Source organism: Dyella sp. SG609 (genome assembly GCF_012275375.1).
Taxonomy (GTDB): Bacteria; Pseudomonadota; Gammaproteobacteria; order Xanthomonadales; family Rhodanobacteraceae; genus Dyella_D; species Dyella_D marensis.
This window is the reverse complement of record NZ_JAAZQJ010000009.1, coordinates 160,641-180,460: the sequence shown is the minus strand read 5'-3', so window position 1 is coordinate 180,460 and position 19,820 is coordinate 160,641. Positions and strand designations below refer to the sequence as shown.

Sequence of the window (19,820 nt, the reverse complement as noted above, 5' to 3'; positions counted from 1 at the left end):
CGTCGGTACTTACGTAGTTTGCGTGTGCGCGGTGCAAGCTTCGCGTCAGTTGCGGCGCCTCGAAGAGATGCGCGCGATGAACTCCCTCTCCCCTGCGGAGAGAGGGTTGGAGTGAGCGGGACCCACGGAGCACAGAAGCAGGAGCACGGAACCGCGACGGAAGCCCAGGCGTTCTAAGGCCGGTAGCTTATGCCAATCAGGTAATAACGCCCCACCACATCGTCGAACATCGGGTTGTAGGCGATGCCGGGCGAGCCGTAATACACGGGCTGGTGATCGAGCGCGTTGTGCACGTTGAAGCTGAAGGACCAATGCGCGATGCCGCTGTACGCGGCATGCAGGTCGAGCACGCTGAAGGCCGGCGTCTTGCATTTGCCGTTCTGCTGCAAATCGTCCGGGCAGGTCAGCGGGCTGCCGGCATAAGGCTCGTAGCGGTAGTGCCCGGTGAAACGCAGGTTGGCGCCGAGGCTCCAGTCGCGGTACGTCCAGTCCAGGCTGGCCAATGCGCTGACGCGCGGCTGCGAGGCGTAGCCCGCGTAGCGCATGCTGGGATCGCCCTCGATCATCTGGCGGTCCAGCCGGTCCAGGTAATCGACGCCCAGGTGGATGTCGTAGCGGCCGTAGCGCGCGGTCTGGTGGCGGTAGCGCAGATCCAGGTCGATGGTGCGCGCGTCGGTATGCCCGAGGTTCACCAGCTGCTGGTTGAGCGCGTACAGCACGCCGCGGCGGCTGCGCTGGAACAGCTGCGGATAGCTGTCCGGATGCAGCAGGGCATAGCTCAGCGGCAGCTGGATGATTTCGTGGTCGCGGCGGATGCGATAGAAATCCAGCGCCGCGCCGAACGCGCTGCTCGGCGCCCACACGACGCCCAGCGTGTAGCTGCGCGAAGTCTCCGGCCGCAGGTTCGGATTGCTGACCGAATTGGCCTGCACCTGGCAGAACGAGGTGTCGTCGGTGGCCGGCGTGGCATTGACGCAGGGCAGCGCGCTGTTGGCCACCTGGGTGATGAAGCGGGTGGCGGCAAGCGTCGGCGGACGGCTGAGCTGCAACAGGGTAGGGGCGCGATAGCCCTTGGCCCAGGTGCCGCGCAGGCTCAGGTCGTCGCGCAGGTCCCATTTCAGGCCGAGCTTGGGCGACACGGCGGCGCCATAGGGCTGGGTACGGTCCAGCCGCCAGGCCAGGTTGGCCTGCAGGCGTGCGGTGAGCGGCGCGTTGAACTCGGTATAGGCGGCCAGGCTGTGCCGGTTCTCGTGGCGCTGGTAGGGGCTGTCGAACTGCTGCACCAGGTTGCGCAGCAGCAGCGGATCGGGGCGGTCGTCCAGGCGGTCGCGCCAGGTCTCCGCGCCGATCGCCATCGACAAGGGGCCGTGCGGCAACTGCGCCAGCGGCCCGGTCAACTGCACGCTCAGGCTGGTCTTGGCGGCGGTGGCGTGGCGCATCAGCACGGGCGAGATCGCCTGCACCACCGCGGCGTCGTTGGGTGCATCCAGCCGGAACGAACCCGATCGCAGCGAACTGGCAAAGCTGTCCACGCGCAGCAGCCCGCGCAGCTGGTCGTCGCTGCGGTTGCGCTGGTCGTTGGCGTGCACGTCCCAGTCCCATTCGTCCCAGTGGCCTTTGAGGCCCAGCGTGACGAAGCGGTTGGTCGATACGGAGCGGTCGCGAACCGGGCCGAGGTCGCTGAAGCTGTGGTCGTAGATCGGCTCGTCGTCGCCGCTGCGGTTGTCCGGATGGCTGGCCGGCAGCATGAAGCTGTCGCGCAGCGGCGCCATCTGCTGGCGCTGGTCGATCTTGGTCCAGCGCAGGTCGGCATAGGCCTGCAGCGCGCCGAAGCGGCGGTCCAGGTGCGCGAACAGCGAGCGGCTGAGCAGGCCGGTCTGCAGGCTGGTGAGCTGCGCGTCGTCGTCGATGCACACACCGCTGGCGTTGCGCTGCCGCGCCGAGCAGCCGCCGGCCAGGTAGCGCAGGTTGGCGCCGTCCAGCACGAAGGCGCTGGCATCGCCGCTGCTGTCGTCCGAACCGGACTGGCGCTGCCGGCTCCAGTCGCGCGCGCCGCCGAGCAGCGGCTGGCGGTTGAGGTAGTCCACGCTCACCAGCGCATGCAGTTCGTGGCCGATCATGCCGCCCGCGCTGGCGGTGACGCGGCGCTGCTGCGCGTCGCCGTGGCCGGAGATGCCGTAGCTGCTGCTGAGACTTACACCAGGAGCGTCCTTGCGCATGATCACGTTGATCACGCCGGCCATGGCGTCGGAGCCGTAGATGGCCGAGGCGCCGTCGCGCAGGATCTCCACCCGCTCCACCAGGGCCAGCGGGATGCTGTTGAGATCGTTGACCGTGCTGAAGTTGTTCTGGCTCAGGCCATAGCCGGCCATGCGCTGGCCGTCGACCAGGAACAGCGTGGCCGAGGAACCGAGCCCGCGCAGATCCACCGAGGCCGCGCCGGTGGCCGTGGCCAGGCCGTTGTTCTGATACAGCTCGCCCTCGGTCATCGCCACCGGCGCATTGCTCACGCGGATGCCCGGCTGCGCGCGCAGCAGGTCGAACAGGGTCTGGTAGCCGCTGCGCTCGATCTGCTCGTGATCGATCACGGTCAGCGGCGAGGCGGTTTCCACGTCGGTGCGGCGGATATGCGTGCCGGTCACCTCCACCGGCGCCAGGCGCGGCGCCGGCGAAGGGCGTTCGATCGGCGGCAGCTCCTGCGCGGGCAGCTTCAGCGCGGCCGCCGCGGCGGCCTTCAGCACATAGGTGTGTTCGTCCACCGCCACCGCGCGCAGGCCGCTGCCGCGCAGCAGCTGCTGCAGCGCCTGGTCGGCCGAGTAATGCCCGCTGAGGCCGGCATTGTGCCGCCCGATGGCGAGCTCCGGCGCGTACAGCAGCTGCGTGCCGCTTTGCCGGGCGAAGGCGCGCAGGCCGTCGTCGAGGGTGCCGGCGTCGATGCGGTAATCGCGGTCTTCCAGCGCATGCGCGGCCCGCACCGGCCCCAGCAGCACCAGGGCCGCGGCCAGAAGCGGAAACAGACGACCTGCGCGCATGCCTGCTAGCAGCGCCGGGGTTGCGGCAACGCGGGACGCAGCGGGCTACTCAGCGGCGCGCGCCTCCGGCGTTCGAGGGCGATCCGGGGTAAAGCGTCAGCTCATGGCTGCCGGTGGTCACCGCGCGCAGGCCCCAGCCGGCATCCAGCGCCTTGACCAGGGCCTGCTGGTCGCCGGCGTGGAAGCTGCCGCTGATGCGCAGGTCGGCCAGGCGCTGGTCGCCCAGCAGCAGCTTGGTGTCGGAATAGCGGTTCATCTCGGCCAGCAGCGAATCCAGCCGGCGCTCGCGGAACACCAGCTCGCCCTGGCCCCAGGCCTGCGCGGCCTGGGTGTCCAGCGCGCCGACCACGGCGCTGCTGCCGTCGGCGGCGATGCGCAGCTGCTGCGCGGGCGACAGCGCCTGGGTCTGCTGGCCATGGGTGACTTCCACCGAGCCGGCGAGCAGGCCCACCACCACGACGTCGCGCTCCTTGCTTACCTGGAACACGGTGCCGGTATCGCGGATCACATTACCGCCGGCATGCACTTCGAACGGCGCCGCCGCGTGCGCGACGGCGAACTCGGCGCGCCCGCGCTCCAGCGTCACCAGGCGGCGCTGCGCGTCGAAATGCGTGGTCACGGTGGAGTCGGCATCCAGGATCATCTGCGTGCCGTCGTCCAGGGTCAGCCTGCGCGGCAGCTCGGTGGCGCTGGCGTAGCGGCGCGAGAAGCCGCCATGGTCGACGTGCGTGCCGCGCAGCAGGTACGGCACGCCGAAGGCCAGCAGCACCGAGGCCGCCACCGCCATCGGCAACAGCCGCGCCAGCAGGCGCCGCTGGTCGCGCCGCGCCGCGGTGCGGCGGCGCGCGGCCAGGCTCGCGGCGCGCAGCAGCGGGTCGCCGGCGAGCAGGGCGGCGTTGGCGTGCAGGCGCTCGGCCTGGGCATAGGCCTGCGCATGGTCCGGGTGCTGCGCGCGCCAGTGCTCGAACGCGGCGCGTTCGGCGGGACCGCAGTCCGGTGCGTGCAGGCGGGCCAGCCAGCTTTCGGCGCTGGTGGGACAGTCGCGGGGTGAATCTGCTTGGTTGGCGTTCATCCGGCCTGCCCCCTGTCGCCCAGCTTCTTGCGCAGCAGCGCAAGCGCCTTGCTGATGTTTTTTTCCACGGCCTTGACCGAGATGCCGCAGTGCTTTGCGATTTCCGGGTAACTCATGCCTTCGATGCGATTGAGCAGATAGATCTCGCGGCAGCGCGAGGGGAGTCCGAGCAGGGCCTGCTGCAGGCGCGCGAGCTCCTGCTGGTTGGCGATGCGCTGGTCGTGGTCCTGGTCGTCGGAGACCAGGCCGTGCGCGTGCTCGTCCAGGCTGATGTGGTCGTGCTGGTAATGCGTCTGCGCGCGGCGGGCGCGGTCGTTCAGCGCATTGATGGCGATGCGGTACAGCAGCGAACTCCAGGACTCCGGGGCATGTTCGCGATAGCGGATCAGGCGGACCAGGCTTTCCTGGGCGATGTCCTGCGCGTCTTCTTCGGACGACACGCGGCGGCGCAGGAAGGCCAGCAGGGACTGGCGCTGCTCGCGCACGAAGCTGTCGAAACGCAGTGCATTTCCCACCTGGCGACCCGGCTGTTCGCCGTCGGCCGAACTTCCACCCATACCCTGATTCCGTACGCGGAAACCCCCGAGGGCCAGAGTATCGCAATTGTTCAAGGCTACCTCGCTCGGAGACCGCGCCAGCGTGGGTAAAACCCCTCCCCCGTGCCCAAGCACGAGGGAGGGGGGTAGCCCCTGTTGCCAGGGTTTGGCCTCGTTTCAGGGGAGGACGAGGCCCACAATCCGCGATCCGTGCGTCTTGCGCTCCCCTCCGGGGGCACCAGAGGGAAATCGGCGCCGCGCCGCCCGCGCCCGGAGGCGACGGACGGCTACGGCAAAATCCACCGGGATTTTTCCGGTCACCTGAGGAGATAAACGCAAGGACGAGGAAACCCCCTACCTCCCGGGCGGATGCCGGGAGGCGGGTGGCGGGGGTCAGGGCGTCTTCTGCCCGGCGCTGGCGGCGTCCAGCTTCTCGCGCAAGTGGACCAGGGCCTGGTCGGCCTGGATGAAGCCGTGGCCGGAGCGGTGGTCGAAACCTGCGCCCGCCATGTCGAGCGACGAGGCCTGCATGGCTTGGTACAGGTCGGCCACCGTGGCGGTGGGTTCGGCCTGCCACAGCAGGGCGGCGACGGCGGCGGCATGCGGGGCCGCGGCCGAGGTGCCGTAGAAGTGGTACGACAGATAGTCCGGATAGGTGCGGCAGTCGGCGACGTCCGCCTCGTCCGCACCGGCGTTCGCGCTGGACTGGCCGAAGAAGGTGGTGGTCACGCCATCGGGGGCGACGAAGTCCGGCTTGCGCGGGACGGCGGCGTCCGCCAATGCCGCGCCGTCGTTGTCGAACAGCAGCGGCGTGCCGCCGGCGGAGGAAAACGATTCCAGCATGGCCGTCTGCCGGGCGGAGTTGCAGTACGGCGTGCGGAAATAGTCGGCGGCGCCCAGGGTCATGGCGTTCGCCGACAGGGTATGCCCGTAGAGCGTGCCGGTATCGGTGCCGTGGCTGTCGATGGTGGAGCCGCCGGCCAGCACGATCAGATGCACCCGCGCCGGTGCCGGACCGTCGGCGAGCCCCAGGCGCAGCGTGCCCCGGTAGGCTGCTCCCGGATTGGTGATGTTGAGGCGCAGCTGCGCCGGCTGGCCGATTACGGAGCGGCCCGTGCACAGGCCGGCCCGGATCGGTTTGCCCCGCTGGTCGCCGAGGCAGAGGTTGAGCGAGCTGCTGGCATTGGGCGAGGTCATGGGCTGATCCCAGTACACGCCGATGATGGTGGTCGAGCTCGCTCTGACGGTGATGGGCAGGTTCTCCAGCGTGGTGGCGCTGCCCGGATCGAAGTCGAGCAGGCGTTCGCCGAGGTTGAGCGGCGCACGTAAGCCGCCATCGCCGCGCTGAACGGCGACGCTGGCGAAGCTGGCGTGGTTGTTGTCGTACGCAGCCCGGCCGCGGTTGGCGTCGTTGCCGCCGGCGGTGAAATAAGCGGCGCCATGCGTGCGGACGACCTCGTCGATGGCGGCGCCGGCAAGGCCGGTCTGGTAGAGCGGCTCGTTAAAGAAGCCCAGGTCGTCGACGATGATCCGCGCACCGGCGCCGCGGCGGCCATGCTCATCGGTCTGGTCGGTGGGCAAGGCCAGCGTCTTGATGCCCCGGGCGAAGTCGGCCAGCGTGTCGGGCGAATAGAAAGCGATGCTCGCGCCGGGCGCCACGTCGTGGATGATCTGCGCCATCGCGCGGCCTTCGTCCGAGCCGGAACCGAGGCAGTCGCTCGACTCCTTGACTACGGTGATACGCGCGGGCAGGTCGCCGTTGGCGATGTCTTCGGCCTGGCCGGCCTGGCAGTCGAAACTGTCAGAAATCACGCCGATGGTCAGGCCGCTGCCGTCTATGGCCGTGAGCGCGGCGGCGTCTGCGGCTGCCAGGCGGATCCGCCCGGTTTCGCGCAATGCCTTGCTGCGCTGCGCGGAGTCTCCCTGTGAGTTCACCAGGCCGGCGCGGGTGCGCTTCTCCGGCACGCTGATGGTCAGCACGCCGGGGAGCGCCGCTGCCTGGTCGATCTTCGAAACGGGCAGGCGTCCGCCGATGTCGTTGCGGTAGACGGCGCCGGTTTCGAAGCCCAGCGCTTCCAGCTGCGTACGCACGGCGGCCACGTCGCCCTTCGCCACGATGTCGACCGTGACATGGGGTTCTGCGCTGGCCGGCCGTGCGGTGGCCGAGCGGCCGGTGGAAGTCAGGGCCGCAGCTTGCCGCTTGATGCGCAGCAGCGCGTTGTCGAGCTTGGCATTGGTGCCGGTGGAGCGTTCCAGCGCGGACAGTCCAGGCGGCGCGTTGTCGCCGCGCAGCTGCTGGGCGTGAGCAGTGCCGCCGAGCGCCGTGGAGACCAGCAGCGCGAGCGCAAGGGCATCGATTCTTGGCATGGGAGTTCCCCGTATCGAGACGAGGCGGGAGCGGCCTCGCCGATATCAGATGACGGCGAACCCGCCTTGCCGTGTATCGGGCGACAGGGAGACACCAAGACCGATGTCCGGCATGCATGCCGGTATCCGGGTGACCGGCGCGAGGACGAAAAACTCGGGTTTATGCCGCGGCCGGATGCGTCGCGTCGCGCAGCAACAGCCGATACGCGGGGTTGCCGCTCTCGTCGCGGCAGGGGTAACCCAACTGGGCCAGGAACTGCTGGAACATCGCCCGCTCATCCGCCGGCACCTGGATGCCGACCAGGATGCGGCCGTAATCCGCACCGTGATTGCGGTAATGGAACAGGCTGATGTTCCAGTCCGGATGCATATGGCCGAGGAAACGCGTGAGCGCACCCGGGCGTTCGGGGAACTCGAAGCGGTACAGCAATTCATCGCGCGCCAGCGGCGAGCTGCCGCCGATCATGTGGCGCAGGTGCAGCTTGGCCAGTTCGTCGTCGGTCAGGTCGAGCACGCCGAAGCCTTCGGCGGCGAAGGCGGCGGTCAGCGCCTCGCGCTCGTCGCGCTGGCGGATCTGGATGCCGACGAAGATATGCGCGTTCGCCGCATCGCCGATGCGGTAGTTGAACTCGGTGATCGAACGCTGGCCCAGCGTGGCGCAGAAGCGGCGGAAGCTGCCGCGTTCTTCCGGAATGGTGACGGCGAACACCGCCTCGCGCTGCTCGCCCACTTCGGCGCGCTCGGCGACGAAGCGCAGGCGGTCGAAGTTGAGGTTGGCGCCGGAGACGATGGCGACCAGGGTGGCGTTGTGCAGATCGTGCATGGCGGCGTATTGCTTGAGGCCCGCCAGGGCGAGCGCGCCGGAGGGTTCCGGCACGCAGCGGGTTTCCTGGAACACGTCGCGGATCGCCGCGCAGATGGCGTCGGTGTCGACGCGCAGCATGGCGTCCACGTGGCGCTGGCACAGCGCGAAGGTTTCCGCGCCCACGCGCTTGACCGCGGTGCCGTCGGCGAACAGGCCGACTTCGTCCAGCGTCACGCGCTCGCCCTGTTCCAGCGACTGCGCCATGGCGTCGGAATCGACCGTCTGCACGCCGATCACCTTCACTTCGGGCCGCAGCGCCTTGATGTACGCCGCCACGCCGGCCAGCAGGCCGCCACCGCCCACCGGCACGAACACGGCATGCAGCGGGCCCGGATGCTGGCGCAGGATCTCCATGCCCACGGTGGCCTGGCCGGCGATCACGGCCGGGTCGTCGAAGGGATGCACGAAGGTGTAGCCGTGCTGTTGTTCCAGGCGCGCGGCTTCGGCCTGCGCGTCGCTGTAGGAATCGCCGGCCAGCACCACTTCCACCCAGCTGCCGCCGAGGCGGCGCACCGCGTCGATCTTTACCTGCGGCGCGGTCACCGGCATCACGATCACCGCGCGCAGGCCGAGCTTCGCCGCGGCCAGGGCCACGCCCTGCGCATGGTTGCCGGCGGAAGCGGCGATCACGCCGCGCGCGCGCTGCGCGGCATCCAGGCCCACCATCTTGTTGTAGGCGCCGCGCAGCTTGAAGGAGAACACCGGCTGCTGGTCTTCGCGCTTGAGCAGCACCTGCTGGCCGATGCGCTCGGACAGCAGCGGCGCTGCTTCCAGCGCGGATTCGCGCGCCACTTCGTAGACGCGCGAAGCGAGCGTGCGCCGCAGCAGGTCGTGGTCCGCGTCTTCCGCCGGCGGCCGGTCGGCGGCCACCGCGTTCACTGCAGGGCTTCCGCGGCGGGATGGCTGACTTCGATCACGTCCACCAGCTTGCGCGCCTGCTTGATCAGCTGGTCCACCGCCTCGTCGGCGCCGTGCATCACCAGGGTGAGCTGCGAGACGGCCGGGTCCTGCGTGGCGGCCACGGTGAGCGAATCGATATTGAAGCCGCGCGCGGAAAACAGTCCGGCCACGCGCACCAGGGCGCCGGCCTCGTTCTGCAGCAGGATGGAAAGCGTGTGTTTCATGAGTATCTCGTCAGAACATGTCGCTGGCGGCGCCGTCGGCCTGCACCGACTGGCGCGAGGCGATGTGGTCGCCGGTGATCATCTGCGCGTAGGTGGCGCCGGGGCCGACCATCGGATACACGCCGGCATCGGGGTCGATCATCACTTCCAGGAAGGCCGGGCCCGGGTGGGCGAGGAAGTCGGCGATGGTGGCGGCCAGTTCCTCCTTGCGCTCCAGGCGGCGCGCCCATTCGAAGCCGTCGGCCTGCGCGGCCTTGATGAAGTCCTTGCGGTGCAGGCTCTTGTCGGAGGAGGCGAAGCGGCCGCGGAAGAACAGCTTCTGCCACTGCCGCACCATGCCGTCGCCGATATTGTTGAGCACCACCACCTTCACCGGCAGGCCGTAGGTGGTGACGGTCTCCAGCTCGCCCAGGTTCATGCGGATGCTGGCGTCGCCGTCGATATCGATCACCACCGCGCCGGGCCGCGCGAACTGCGCGCCGATCGCCGCGGGCAGGCCGAAGCCCATGGTGCCCATCGAGCCGGAGCTCAGCCAATGGCGCGGCTCGCGGAAATCGAAATACTGCGCCGCCCACATCTGGTGCTGGCCGACGCCGGTGCTGATCACCGCGTGGCCCCGGGTGTGGCGGTTGATCTCTTCGATCACCGCATAGGGTTGGATCAGCGGGCTGGCGCGGTCGTAGTCCAGCGCGTGCGTGTGTTTCAGGTCCGCCACGTGGCGATGCCACGGTGCGTAGCGTTCGGACAGCTTCTCGCGCCAGCCGTGGCGCTCGCCCCAGGCGCGCAGCTGCGCCAGCGTGCGGGAGAGGTCGCCGGTGTGGTGCCAGTGGACCGTCTTGACCTTGCCGATCTCGGCCGGGTCGATGTCGATCTGCGCGATGAACTTCGCCTGCGGCGCGAACTTGTCCGGCACGCCGGCCACGCGGTCGTCGAAGCGCGCGCCCATGGTGAACAGGAAGTCGCAATCCTCCACCGCGTAGTTGGCATAGGCCGTGCCGTGCATGCCCAGCATGTGCAAGGCCAGCGGCTCGGTGGTGTCGTAGGCGCCGATGCCCATCAGGGTGGTGGTGACGGGCAGGCCGTAGTCGGCCACGAAGGCGCGCAGCTCGGCGGAAGCACCGGAGGCGATGGTGCCGCCGCCGGCATAGATCAGCGGACGCTTCGACTGCGCCAGCGCTTCGAAGAAGGCCGCGCACTGCGCGTCGTCCAGCACCGACTGCTCCAGCCGTTCCAGCCGCGCGCGATAGCCCGGCATCGGCAGCAGGCCTTCGCCGTGGAAGGGCAGCAAGGTGTTCTGCACGTCTTTCGGGATATCCACCACCACCGGCCCCGGGCGGCCGCTGCGCGCGATCTCGAAGGCGGTGCGCAGGGTGGCTTCGAGTTTTTCGGCGTCGGTGACCAGGAACACGTGCTTGGCGCAGGCGCTCATGATGTTGGCGATCGGCGCTTCCTGAAATGCATCGGAGCCGATCGCGGTGGTCGGCACCTGGCCGCACAGCACCACCATCGGCACCGAATCGGACATCGAGTCGCGCACCGGCGTCACCATATTGGTGGCGCCGGGGCCGGAGGTGACGATAGCCACGCCCACCTTGCCCGAAGCGCGCGCATAGCCGGCGGCCATGAAGCCCGCGCCCTGCTCGTTGGCCGGCACGATCAGCGGCATCGGTTCGCCGCCGCTGGGTCCGATATGCGTGGCGTTGTAGCGGAACACCGCGTCGTACACCGGCAGGATGGCGCCGCCGGAGTAGCCGAACAGCACGTCCACGCCCTCGTCGGCCAGGACCTGGACCACCACCTCGGCGCCGCTCATGCGCAGCGCGTTGAGGGGATGGGTGGCGTCGTCGGCGTGCGTGGCGTCGGCGATGTCCGGCAGCAGGGCGTTCATGGTGTCGCGAATCCTCATGGCAAATGAAAACCCCTCGCCGTCGCGGCGAGGGGCGGGGTGGCTCAGCCGGTTTTCTTCAGCGGCTCGGCGGCGGGCTTGCCGGCCGCGGCGGCGCCGGCCTGCAGCCAGGACATGCGCGCGCGCAGCTTGGCGCCGACCTGCTCGATCGGATGCTCCAGGTCCGCCTGCTTGAAGCGCTTGTAGTTGGGCAGGCCGGCCTGGTACTCGGCGATCCAGTTGCGCGCGAAGGTGCCGTCCTGGATGTCGGTGAGCACGTCCTTCATGCGCGCCTTGGTGCCGGCGTCGATCACGCGCGGGCCGCTGACGTAGTCGCCGTACTGCGCGGTCTCGGAGACGAATTCCAGCATGCGCGCGATGCCGCCTTCGTAGAACAGGTCCACGATCAGCTTCAGCTCGTGCAGCACTTCGTAGTAGGCGATCTCCGGCTGGTAGCCGGCTTCCACCAGGGTCTCGAAGCCGGCCTGCACCAGCGAGCTGGCGCCGCCGCACAGCACGGCCTGCTCGCCGAACAGATCCGTCTCGGTCTCTTCCTTGAAGTCGGTCTTGATCAGCAGGGCGCGGCCGCCGCCGATGCCGTCGGCATAGGCCTTGGCCTTGGCTTCGGCCTCGCCGGTGACGTCCTGGTGGATCGCCCAGATGCTGGGTACGCCGCGGCCGATCTCGTATTCACGGCGCACCAGCGCGCCCGGGCCCTTGGGCGCGACCAGGATCACGTCGATGTCCTCGCGCGGGGCGATCTGCTTGAAGTGCACGTTGAAGCCGTGCGCGAACAGCAGGGCCGCGCCGGCCTTGATGTTCGGCTCGATCGATTCCTTGTACAGCGCCGGCTGCACCATGTCGGGCGTCAGCACCGCGACCAGGTCGGCGCCGCGCACGGCGTCGCCCGGCTCGGCCACCTTGAAGCCTTCGGCGGTGGCGCGCTCCCACGAGGGGCCGCCCTTGCGCAGGCCGACCACGACGTCGAGGCCGGAGTCGCGCAGGTTGAGGGCGTGCGCGCGGCCCTGGCTGCCGTAGCCGAGCACGGCGATGCGGGCGTTGGCCAGCGTCGGGTTGGAAGTGGTGCTGCTCATGCGGTGACTCCTTCGGTAGCGGTGACTTGAACGTGTGTGGGGGTGGAGACAGCGGTGTTCGGATGGGTGTTGGCGCCGTCGGAGGCGGAACCGACCAGGCGCGCGTACTTGGCCAGGGCGCCGGTGGTGACTTTCGGTGCGGGTGCGGTCCAGTGCTTGCGGCGTTCGGCCAGGTCCGCGTCGGTTTCGATGGCGCGCAGGCCGGCGTCGATGCGGATGCGGTCGCCGTCGCGCAGCAGCGCGATCGGGCCGCCGCGCACGGCTTCGGGCGCCATGTGGCCGACCATGAAACCGTGGGTGGCGCCGGAGAAGCGGCCGTCGGTGATCAGCGCCACGTCGTCGCCCAGGCCGCGGCCGATCAGCGCGGCGGTGACGCCGAGCATCTCGCGCATGCCGGGGCCGCCTGCCGGGCCTTCGTTGCGGATCACGATCACGTCGCCCTTGGCGATGCGGCCTTGCTGCACGGCGGCGAAGGCCTGCTCCTCGCTCTCGAACACGCGGGCGGTGCCTTCGAAATGCGTGGCGCCCTTGCCGGCACCGCTCTTACCGGGAATCTTCAGGATGCAGCCTTCCGGCGCGAGGTTGCCGTACAGGATGGAATAGCCGCCGCGCGGCTTGAGCGGCCGGGCGACCGGCAGGATCACGTCCTGCTCCGCCGCGCGCGGCGCCGCCGCGGCTTCCTCGAACAGGCTGCGGCCGGTGACGGTGGGGGCGTCTTCCAGCATGTCCGCGGCGATCAGTTCCTGCGCCACGCGCGCGGCGCCGCCGGCGCCGAACATTTCCACCGCGGTGTAGCGGCCGCCGGGCAGCAGGTCGGCGATCACCGGCGTATGCACGGAGGCCGGCTCGAAATCCTCCAGCGTCCATGGTGCGCCGGCCTCGCGCGCGATCGCCAGCAGATGCAGCACCGCATTGGTGGAGCCTGCGGTGGCGGCGACCATGCGCGCGGCATTGCGCAGCGAAGTGCGGTTGATCAAGCCGCGCGGCGTGCGCTGCTCGCGCAGGCAGTCCATCACCAGCTCGCCGCAGCGGCGCGCGGCGGCGGCCTTGGCCGGATGCGTGGCGGGAATGTCGTTGAAGCCCATCGGCGACAGGCCCAGCGTGGTCAGCACCATGGCCATGGTGTTGGCGGTGAACTGGCCGCCGCAGGCGCCGGCGCCGGGGCAGGCGTCGCGCTCGACCGAGGCCAGTTCGGCGTCGTCGATCTTGCCCGCGCCGTGCGCGCCGACCGCTTCGAACACCTGCTGGATGGTGATCGGGTGCTGGTCGTGCGTGCCGTGCGCGATGGTGCCGCCGTACAGCGCCACCGCCGGGATATCCAGGCGCGCCATGGCCATGGCAGCGGCGGGGATGGTCTTGTCGCAGCCGCACAGCACCACCATCGCGTCGAGGCAGTGGCCGTCGACGGCCAGCTCGATCGAGTCGGTGATCACTTCGCGGCTGATCAGCGAGGCGCGCATGCCGGGCGTGCCCATGGCGATGCCGTCGGTGACCGCGATGGTGTTGAACTCCACCGGCGTGCCGCCGGCGGCGCGGATGCCTTCGGCCACGTGCTCGGCCAGTTCGCGCAGGTTGAGATTGCAGGGGCTGACGTTGGACCAGGTATGCACCACCGCCACCAGCGGCTTGGCGATGGCGCCGTCGTCCAGCCCGGTGGCGCGCAGCATCGCGCGCGCGGGGGCGCGGTCGGCGCCGGTCTTGATGAGATCACTGCGCATGGAAAGAAACGCTCCGGATGGCATGACAACAGGTTGCTCCCCCTGCGCGCAGGGGCACGCGGGACAGGGCGCGGGGAGTGGCGTTCACTCGGGGCGGAGTGAGCGACGCCCTCATATCCCGCCGCGCGCAGGGGGAAGCAGGCGGCACGGAAGCCGCGCGGGCAGCCGTTAGCCGCACGCGCGCGCTCCGCTGAAAAAGGCTTCCGAGTTGGCGACGTGCTCGTCCAGCGCCGCGACCACCGCTGCGCGGATCGCCGCGGTGCCGGCGTCGCCGCCGATGTCGCGGCTGCGCGGGCCGTGCTGCAGCACGTGCTCCACGGCCGCTTCCACCGCGCCGGCTTCTTCTTCCAGGCCCAGCGAGTGGCGCAGCAGCATGGCGGTGGACAGGATCGCGCCGACCGGGTTGGCCACGCCCTTGCCGGCGATGTCCGGCGCGGAGCCGTGGATCGGCTCGTACAGGCCGCGCGCGCCTTCGCCCAGCGAGGCCGAGGGCAGCAGGCCCAGCGAACCGGCCAGCGCGGCGGCTTCGTCGGTGAGGATGTCGCCGAACAGGTTCTCGGTGACCACCACGTCGTAGCTGGCCGGCTGGGTCAGCAGGAGCATGGCCATGGAGTCGACCAGCTGGTGTTCGAGTTTCACGTCCGGATAGTCGGCGGCGATGCGCTGCACCGTGCTGCGCCACAGGCGCGAGGTTTCCAGCACGTTGGCCTTGTCCACCGAGGTGACCTTGTGACGGCGGCCGCGTGCCAGCTCGAAGGCGCGCCGCACCACGCGCTCGACTTCGGCCACGGTGTACTTGCACTCGTCGGTGGCGGTGTCGGCGGTGCGCGTCTTGGCGCCGAAGTAGGCGCCGCCGGTGAGCTCGCGCACGAACAGCACGTCCACGTTGCGCAGCTTGTCGTCCTTCAGCGGCGACAGCGCGGTCAGCGCCGGATGCACCTGCAGCGGACGCAGGTTGGCGTAGACGCCCAGCGCCGCGCGCAGCGCCAGCAGGCCCTGCTCGGGGCGCACCGGCGCGGACGGGTCGGACCACTTCGGCCCGCCCACCGCGCCCAGCAGCACCGCGTCGGCGGACTGGCACGCGGCCAGCGCATCGGCCGGCAGCGGCTCGCCGGTGGCGTCGATGGCGCAGCCGCCGATCAGGTGTTCCTCGTACTCGAAGCTGTGCTCGTAATGGGCGGCGACGGCTTCCAGCACGGCAACGGCGGCGGCGGTGACTTCCGGACCGACGCCGTCGCCGGGCAGGGTGACGATGCGGGCTTTCATGCGGCTTGCTCCAGATGCTGTTCGTAGTGGGCGATGGCGTCGGCGTGCTGCAGCAGGTAGCCGAGCTGGTCGACGCCGTTCAGCAGGCAATGGCGGGCGAAGGGTTCGAGCTGGAACGGGATGCGGCCGCCATCGGGCAGGGCGATGTACTGGCCTTGCACGTCGATGGTCAGCTCGGTGCCGGGGTGGGTCAGCAGCCAGTGGTGCTCGGCTTCGGACACCACGATGGCCAGCAGGCCGTTCTTCAGCGCGTTGTTGCGGAAGATGTCGGCGATCTCGCTGCACAGCACCGCCTGGATGCCGTAGTCCAGCAGCGCCCATGGCGCGTGTTCGCGCGAGGAACCGCAGCCGAAGTTGCGGCCGGCGACCAGGATGGCGCAGCCCTTGGCCTGCGGCTGGTTGAGCGGGAAGGCCGGGTTGTCGCTGCCGTCCGGCAGGTAGCGCCAGTCGTTGAAGCACAGCTTGCCCAGGCCAGCGCGCTCGGTGGTGGTGAGGAAGCGCGCCGGGATGATGCGGTCGGTGTCGATGTTCTCGTCGGCCAGCACGGCGGTGCGGGAATGGAGGCGGGTGACGGGCTTCATTCAATAAACTCCCGAAGGACAGATGCCCTTCTCCCCGCCGGGGAGAAGGTGCCCCGAAGGGGCGGATGAGGGGCGGGTGCTCGCGGTAGCGCACATCGAAATCACGCGGCAGCCTCCACCAGGTATTCGCGCGGGTCGGCGATGGAACCGGCAAGGGCGGAGGCGGCGGCGGTGGCGGGGCTGGCCAGCACGGTGCGCGCGCCCTTGCCCTGGCGGCCTTCGAAGTTGCGGTTGGAGGTGCTCACCACCAGCTGGCCCGGTTGCGCCAGGTCGCCGTTCATGGCGATGCACATCGAGCAGCCCGGCACGCGCCACTCGGCGCCGGCCGCGGTGAACACCTGGTGCAGGCCTTCGCGCTCGGCATCGCGGCGCACCGCTTCGGAGCCCGGTACCACCAGCATGCGCACGCCGTCGGCGATGCGGCGGCCGCGCAGGATCTCGGCCGCCTCGCGCAGATCCGACAGGCGCGAGTTGGTGCAGCTGCCGATGAAGACGACATCCACCGGCGTGCCCTGCATCGGCTTGCCCGGCTGCGCGCGCATGTAGTCCAGCGCGCGGGTTTCCTGCGCGGTGCGTGCGGCGGGTACCGGCACGTCCATGGCGATGGCCATGCCCGGATGGGTGCCGTAGGTGACGGTGGGCTTGACCTTGCTGGCGTCGATGCGCACTTCGCGGTCGTAGCTGGCGCCGGCGTCGGTGCGCAGCGCGCGCCACTTGGCAACGGCAGCGTCCCAGGCGGCGCCTTGCGGCACGCGCGGACGGCCCTTCAGCCAATCGAAGGTGACCTCGTCCGGCGCGATCAGGCCAGCGCGCGCGCCGGCTTCGATCGACATGTTGCACACCGTCATGCGCTCGTCCATCGACAGCGCCTCGATGGCTTCGCCGCGGTATTCGATGACGTGGCCGGTGCCGCCGTCGACGCCGATCTCGCCGATGATGTGCAGGATCAGGTCCTTCGCGCCCACGCCCTTGGGCAGCTGGCCGTCGACGTGGATGGCCAGCGTCCTGGGCTTGCGCTGCAGCAGGCATTGCGTGGCCATCACGTGGCCGACTTCGGTGGTGCCGATGCCGAACGCCAGCGCGCCGAACGCACCGTGCGTGGAGGTGTGGCTGTCGCCGCAGACGATGGTCATGCCCGGCTGGGTCGCGCCCAGCTCCGGGCCGATCACGTGCACGATGCCGCGCTCGCTGCTGTCCCAGCCGTGCAGCTCGACGCCGAACTCGCGGCAGTTCGCTTCCAGCTGGGCGACCTGGGCTTTCGCTTCCTCGTTGGCGTAGGGGCGCTCGCCCTTGTCGTTCGCGGGCAGCGTGGGCGTGGAGTGATCCAGCGTGGCCAGGGTGCGGTCGGCGCGGCGCAGTTTCAGGCCGCGCTCGCGCAGTTCGCTGAAGGCCTGCGGCGACGTGACTTCGTGCACCAGGTGCAGGTCGATGTACAGGATGGCCGGCGTGTCGGCGGTTTCGGGCGCGACGACATGCGCATCCCACAATTTCTCGAACAGGGTGCGCGCGCTCATGCGGCCACCTGCTCGGTGGCTTGCGTGTGCACCGGCGTCAGCCAGCCCCAGCGGTCGTCCGTGGTGCCGTCGAACAGGCCGAAGAAGGCGTCCTGCAGGGCGCGGGTGACCGGGCCGGGGCGGCCGGTGCCGACCGGCTTGCGGTCGACCGAGCGCACGGGGGTGATCTCGGCGGCGGTGCCGGTCATGAACACTTCGTCGGCGGTGTACAGCGCTTCGCGCGGCAGGTCGCGTTCCTCGACCTTGATGCCCAGGTCTTCCGCCAGCGTCATCACGGTGTCGCGGGTGATGCCGGCCAGGATGCCGGCGCTGGTCGGAGGCGTGAGCAGCTTGCCGTTCTTCACCACGAACACGTTTTCGCCGGCGCCCTCGCTCAGCAGGCCGTTGTGGCCGAGCGCGATGCCTTCGGCGTAGCCGCCGCGGCGCGCTTCCAGGCCGATCAGCTGGCTGCTCAGGTAATTGCCGCCGGCCTTGGCCCAGCTCGGCACGGTGTTCGGCGCGGGGCGCTGCCAGGAGGACACGCACACGTCGGCGCCGTGCTCGCGCGCATCGCCGAGATAGGCGCCCCATTCCATCGCCATGATCGCCACGTCCACCGGCGCGCCGGGCTTGGCCAGCACGCCCAGGCCGCCCGCGCCGCGGAACACGATCGGGCGCACGTAGGCTGAACTCATGCGGTTGGCGCGGATCACTTCCATGCAGGCGGCGTTGATCTCGTCTTCGCTGTAGCCGATCTCGATCTCGTACACGCGCGCCGACTCGAACAGGCGGCGGGTGTGGTCGGCCAGGCGGAAATAGGCCGGGCCCAGCGGCGTGGCGTACACGCGCTCGCCTTCGAACACGGAGGAGCCGTAGTGCAGCGCGTGGGTGCTGACGTGGACCGTGGCTTCGGTCCACGGCTTGATCTGGCCGTTGTGCCAGAGAAAGGGCGTGGTCATGCGGTGGCTCCTTGGACTTGCGGTTGCGCGGCGGCGGTCGGGGCGGCCTGCCGCTCGATGCGGTTGACGATGGAAAGCGCGGCCAGCGCGGTGGCCTCGACGATGTCGGTGCTGACGCCGTTGCCGCGCCAGTCGCGCGCGGCGTGGCGCGCGGTGAGCTGGGCCTGGCCCTGGGCGTCGCCGCCTTCGCTGACGGCGCGCACCTGGAACTGGGTCAGCTCCAGGCCGGTGCCGGTGGCGCGCTCGATGGCGCGCAGCACGGCGTCGACCGGGCCGTCGCCGATCGCGGCTTCGCCGACCTCGCGGCCGTCGTCGTGGGCCAGGCGCACCGAGGCGGACGCGCTGCCGCCCAGGTGCGAGGTGGAATTGAGCTGCACGATGCGCCAGGGGCCGGCGGCATCCGGGTCCTGGCCCAGCGCCAGCGCTTCCAGGTCTTCGTCGTGGATCTCGCGCTTCTTGTCGGCCAGCGTCTTGAAGCGCGCGAAGATCTCGTCCATCGCGGCTTCTTCCGGGCTGTGGCCCAGCGACTGCAGGCGCGAGCGCAGCGCGTGGCGGCCGGAATGCTTGCCCAGCACCAGCTTGGTCTCGCCCATGCCGACGTCCTGCGGACGCATGATTTCGTAGGTGCCGCGGTGCTTGAGCATGCCGTGCTGGTGGATGCCCGATTCGTGCGCGAAGGCGTTGTCGCCGACGATGGCCTTGTTGCGCGGCACGGCCTGGCCGGTGAGCTGGGTCAGCAGGCGCGAGGTCTGCACCAGGCGGCGCGCGTCGATGCGCGAATCCACGCCGAAGTAGGGGCCGCGCACGCGCAGTGCCATCACCACTTCTTCCAGCGAGGCATTGCCGGCGCGCTCGCCGATGCCGTTGATGGTGCATTCGATCTGCCGCGCGCCGGCGCTCACCGCGGCGAGGCTGTTGGCCACCGCCATGCCGAGGTCGTCGTGGCAGTGCGAGGAGAACACCACGCGCTCGGCGCCCTTCACGTGCTTGCGCAGGTAGGCGAAGCGTTCGGCGATTTCCGCGGGGGTGACGTAGCCGACCGTGTCCGGTGCGTTGACCGTGGTGGCGCCGGCGGCGATCGCGGCGCTGAACACTTCGGCCAGGTAATCGGGCTCGGTGCGCATGGCGTCTTCGGCGGAGAACTCCACTTCGTGGCACAAGGCCTTCGCGCGCTCGACGGCGGCGATGGCGGTGTCGATCACCTGCTGCTTGCTCATGCCCAGCTTGTGCTCGCGGTGCAGCGGGCTGGTCGACAGGAACACGTGGATGCGCGAGTGCTGCGCGGCTTCCAGCGCGCGGCCGGCGGTGTCGATATCCGCCGTCTGGCAGCGCGCCAGCGCGCAGACGGTGGAGTGGCGCACGGACCTGGCGATCTCGGCGACGGCGGCGAAGTCGTCCGGCGACGCCTGCGGGAAGCCCGCTTCCATCACGTCCACGCCCAGCGCTTCGAGCGCATGCGCCATGCGCAGCTTGGCGCGGCGGTCCATGCCGAAGCCGGGCGCCTGTTCGCCGTCGCGCAGGGTGGTGTCGAAGATGCGCACGCGGTCGTCGGCTACTACGCCGTCCTCGCTGCTGTCGTTGCTGTGCTGGGTGTCGTTGGTCATGTCGGCTCCGTTGCGGTGCTGGGCCGAGGGCAACAAAAAACCCCGCATCCTGTTCGGGTGCGGGGTTCTTTAGGAGTATTCAGGTCAGTCTTGCTTTACCTGGACACACGCCCTCAGCCCGCACCTCCGTTGGTAATAAGGAGTACGAGTACAAGGGCAAGAAGGAGGTTGCCGCGGAGCCGCAGCAGGCCGTGAACCGCTGGAGGGCGGGTCCTTTCGGCGAT

Annotated in this window: 14 protein-coding genes; all 14 read right to left on the bottom strand. The window is 69.8% G+C overall.

From position 1 onward, the window contains the following. Positions 1–173: 173 nt before the first annotated feature. The 14 genes from FHW85_RS16555 to FHW85_RS16490 all read right to left on the bottom strand — a co-directional run bounded on the left by FHW85_RS16555 (position 174) and on the right by FHW85_RS16490 (position 19,596). A complete protein-coding gene (locus FHW85_RS16555) occupies positions 174–3,032 on the bottom strand; it encodes a TonB-dependent receptor (protein ID WP_168648979.1) in 2,859 nt (952 codons plus the stop codon). Positions 3,033–3,081: 49 nt separating this feature from the next. Continuing rightward, positions 3,082–4,104: a FecR domain-containing protein gene (locus FHW85_RS16550; protein ID WP_168648978.1), complete on the bottom strand. Its 1,023-nt coding sequence runs from the start codon at positions 4,102–4,104 to the stop codon at positions 3,082–3,084. Next, complete coding sequence (locus FHW85_RS16545; RefSeq protein WP_168648977.1) at positions 4,101–4,661, bottom strand: sigma-70 family RNA polymerase sigma factor; 561 nt, start codon at positions 4,659–4,661, stop codon at positions 4,101–4,103. The genes FHW85_RS16550 and FHW85_RS16545 overlap by 4 nt, the downstream gene beginning before the upstream one ends. A 372-nt stretch (positions 4,662–5,033) precedes the next feature. Then, on the bottom strand, positions 5,034–7,007 hold the full coding sequence (locus FHW85_RS16540) for a S8 family serine peptidase (protein WP_168648976.1): 1,974 nt from the start codon (positions 7,005–7,007) through the stop codon (positions 5,034–5,036). Between the two features lie 160 nt (positions 7,008–7,167). Continuing rightward, the gene (gene ilvA, locus FHW85_RS16535; RefSeq protein WP_168648975.1) at positions 7,168–8,751 is read right to left on the bottom strand and encodes a threonine ammonia-lyase, biosynthetic; all 1,584 of its coding nucleotides are present in this window, start codon (positions 8,749–8,751) and stop codon (positions 7,168–7,170) included. Next, on the bottom strand, positions 8,748–8,996 hold the full coding sequence (gene ilvN, locus FHW85_RS16530) for an acetolactate synthase small subunit (protein WP_167254850.1): 249 nt from the start codon (positions 8,994–8,996) through the stop codon (positions 8,748–8,750). Before ilvN ends, ilvA begins: the two co-directional genes overlap by 4 nt. A gap of 10 nt (positions 8,997–9,006) precedes the next feature. Beyond that, entirely contained in the window at positions 9,007–10,809 is a 1,803-nt protein-coding gene (gene ilvB, locus FHW85_RS16525; protein ID WP_168649008.1) for a biosynthetic-type acetolactate synthase large subunit, read from the bottom strand. Between the two features lie 137 nt (positions 10,810–10,946). Beyond that, on the bottom strand, positions 10,947–11,975 hold the full coding sequence (gene ilvC / locus FHW85_RS16520) for a ketol-acid reductoisomerase (RefSeq protein WP_167254852.1): 1,029 nt from the start codon (positions 11,973–11,975) through the stop codon (positions 10,947–10,949). Beyond that, a complete protein-coding gene (locus FHW85_RS16515; protein WP_167254854.1) occupies positions 11,972–13,693 on the bottom strand; it encodes a dihydroxy-acid dehydratase in 1,722 nt (573 codons plus the stop codon). Before FHW85_RS16515 ends, ilvC begins: the two co-directional genes overlap by 4 nt. A gap of 168 nt (positions 13,694–13,861) precedes the next feature. Beyond that, complete coding sequence (leuB, locus tag FHW85_RS16510; RefSeq protein WP_167254856.1) at positions 13,862–14,959, bottom strand: 3-isopropylmalate dehydrogenase; 1,098 nt, start codon at positions 14,957–14,959, stop codon at positions 13,862–13,864. Further along, positions 14,956–15,540: a 3-isopropylmalate dehydratase small subunit gene (gene leuD, locus FHW85_RS16505; RefSeq protein ID WP_167254858.1), complete on the bottom strand. Its 585-nt coding sequence runs from the start codon at positions 15,538–15,540 to the stop codon at positions 14,956–14,958. Before leuD ends, leuB begins: the two co-directional genes overlap by 4 nt. A 101-nt stretch (positions 15,541–15,641) precedes the next feature. After that, complete coding sequence (gene leuC, locus FHW85_RS16500) at positions 15,642–17,054, bottom strand: 3-isopropylmalate dehydratase large subunit (RefSeq protein WP_167254860.1); 1,413 nt, start codon at positions 17,052–17,054, stop codon at positions 15,642–15,644. Continuing rightward, a complete protein-coding gene (locus tag FHW85_RS16495; RefSeq protein WP_168648974.1) occupies positions 17,051–17,992 on the bottom strand; it encodes a branched-chain amino acid transaminase in 942 nt (313 codons plus the stop codon). Before FHW85_RS16495 ends, leuC begins: the two co-directional genes overlap by 4 nt. Further along, a complete protein-coding gene (locus tag FHW85_RS16490) occupies positions 17,989–19,596 on the bottom strand; it encodes a 2-isopropylmalate synthase (protein WP_168648973.1) in 1,608 nt (535 codons plus the stop codon). The genes FHW85_RS16495 and FHW85_RS16490 overlap by 4 nt, the downstream gene beginning before the upstream one ends. Positions 19,597–19,820 lie beyond the last annotated feature (224 nt).

Excerpts from the sequence above, each read along its gene's own strand:
- FHW85_RS16540 (WP_168648976.1), bottom strand. The coding sequence starts at position 7,007 with ATGCCAAGAATCGATGCCCTTGCGCTCGCGCTGCTGGTCTCCACGGCG.
- ilvN (WP_167254850.1), bottom strand. The coding sequence starts at position 8,996 with ATGAAACACACGCTTTCCATCCTGCTGCAGAACGAGGCCGGCGCCCTG.
- FHW85_RS16495 (WP_168648974.1), bottom strand. The coding sequence starts at position 17,992 with ATGACCACGCCCTTTCTCTGGCACAACGGCCAGATCAAGCCGTGGACC.
- FHW85_RS16550 (WP_168648978.1), bottom strand. The coding sequence starts at position 4,104 with ATGAACGCCAACCAAGCAGATTCACCCCGCGACTGTCCCACCAGCGCC.
- leuB (WP_167254856.1), bottom strand. The coding sequence starts at position 14,959 with ATGAAAGCCCGCATCGTCACCCTGCCCGGCGACGGCGTCGGTCCGGAA.
- ilvC (WP_167254852.1), bottom strand. The coding sequence starts at position 11,975 with ATGAGCAGCACCACTTCCAACCCGACGCTGGCCAACGCCCGCATCGCC.
- leuC (WP_167254860.1), bottom strand. The coding sequence starts at position 17,054 with ATGAGCGCGCGCACCCTGTTCGAGAAATTGTGGGATGCGCATGTCGTC.
- FHW85_RS16555 (WP_168648979.1), bottom strand. The coding sequence starts at position 3,032 with ATGCGCGCAGGTCGTCTGTTTCCGCTTCTGGCCGCGGCCCTGGTGCTG.
- ilvB (WP_168649008.1), bottom strand. The coding sequence starts at position 10,809 with ATGAGCGGCGCCGAGGTGGTGGTCCAGGTCCTGGCCGACGAGGGCGTG.
- FHW85_RS16490 (WP_168648973.1), bottom strand. The coding sequence starts at position 19,596 with ATGACCAACGACACCCAGCACAGCAACGACAGCAGCGAGGACGGCGTA.
- FHW85_RS16545 (WP_168648977.1), bottom strand. The coding sequence starts at position 4,661 with ATGGGTGGAAGTTCGGCCGACGGCGAACAGCCGGGTCGCCAGGTGGGA.
- FHW85_RS16515 (WP_167254854.1), bottom strand. The coding sequence starts at position 13,693 with ATGCGCAGTGATCTCATCAAGACCGGCGCCGACCGCGCCCCCGCGCGC.
- leuD (WP_167254858.1), bottom strand. The coding sequence starts at position 15,540 with ATGAAGCCCGTCACCCGCCTCCATTCCCGCACCGCCGTGCTGGCCGAC.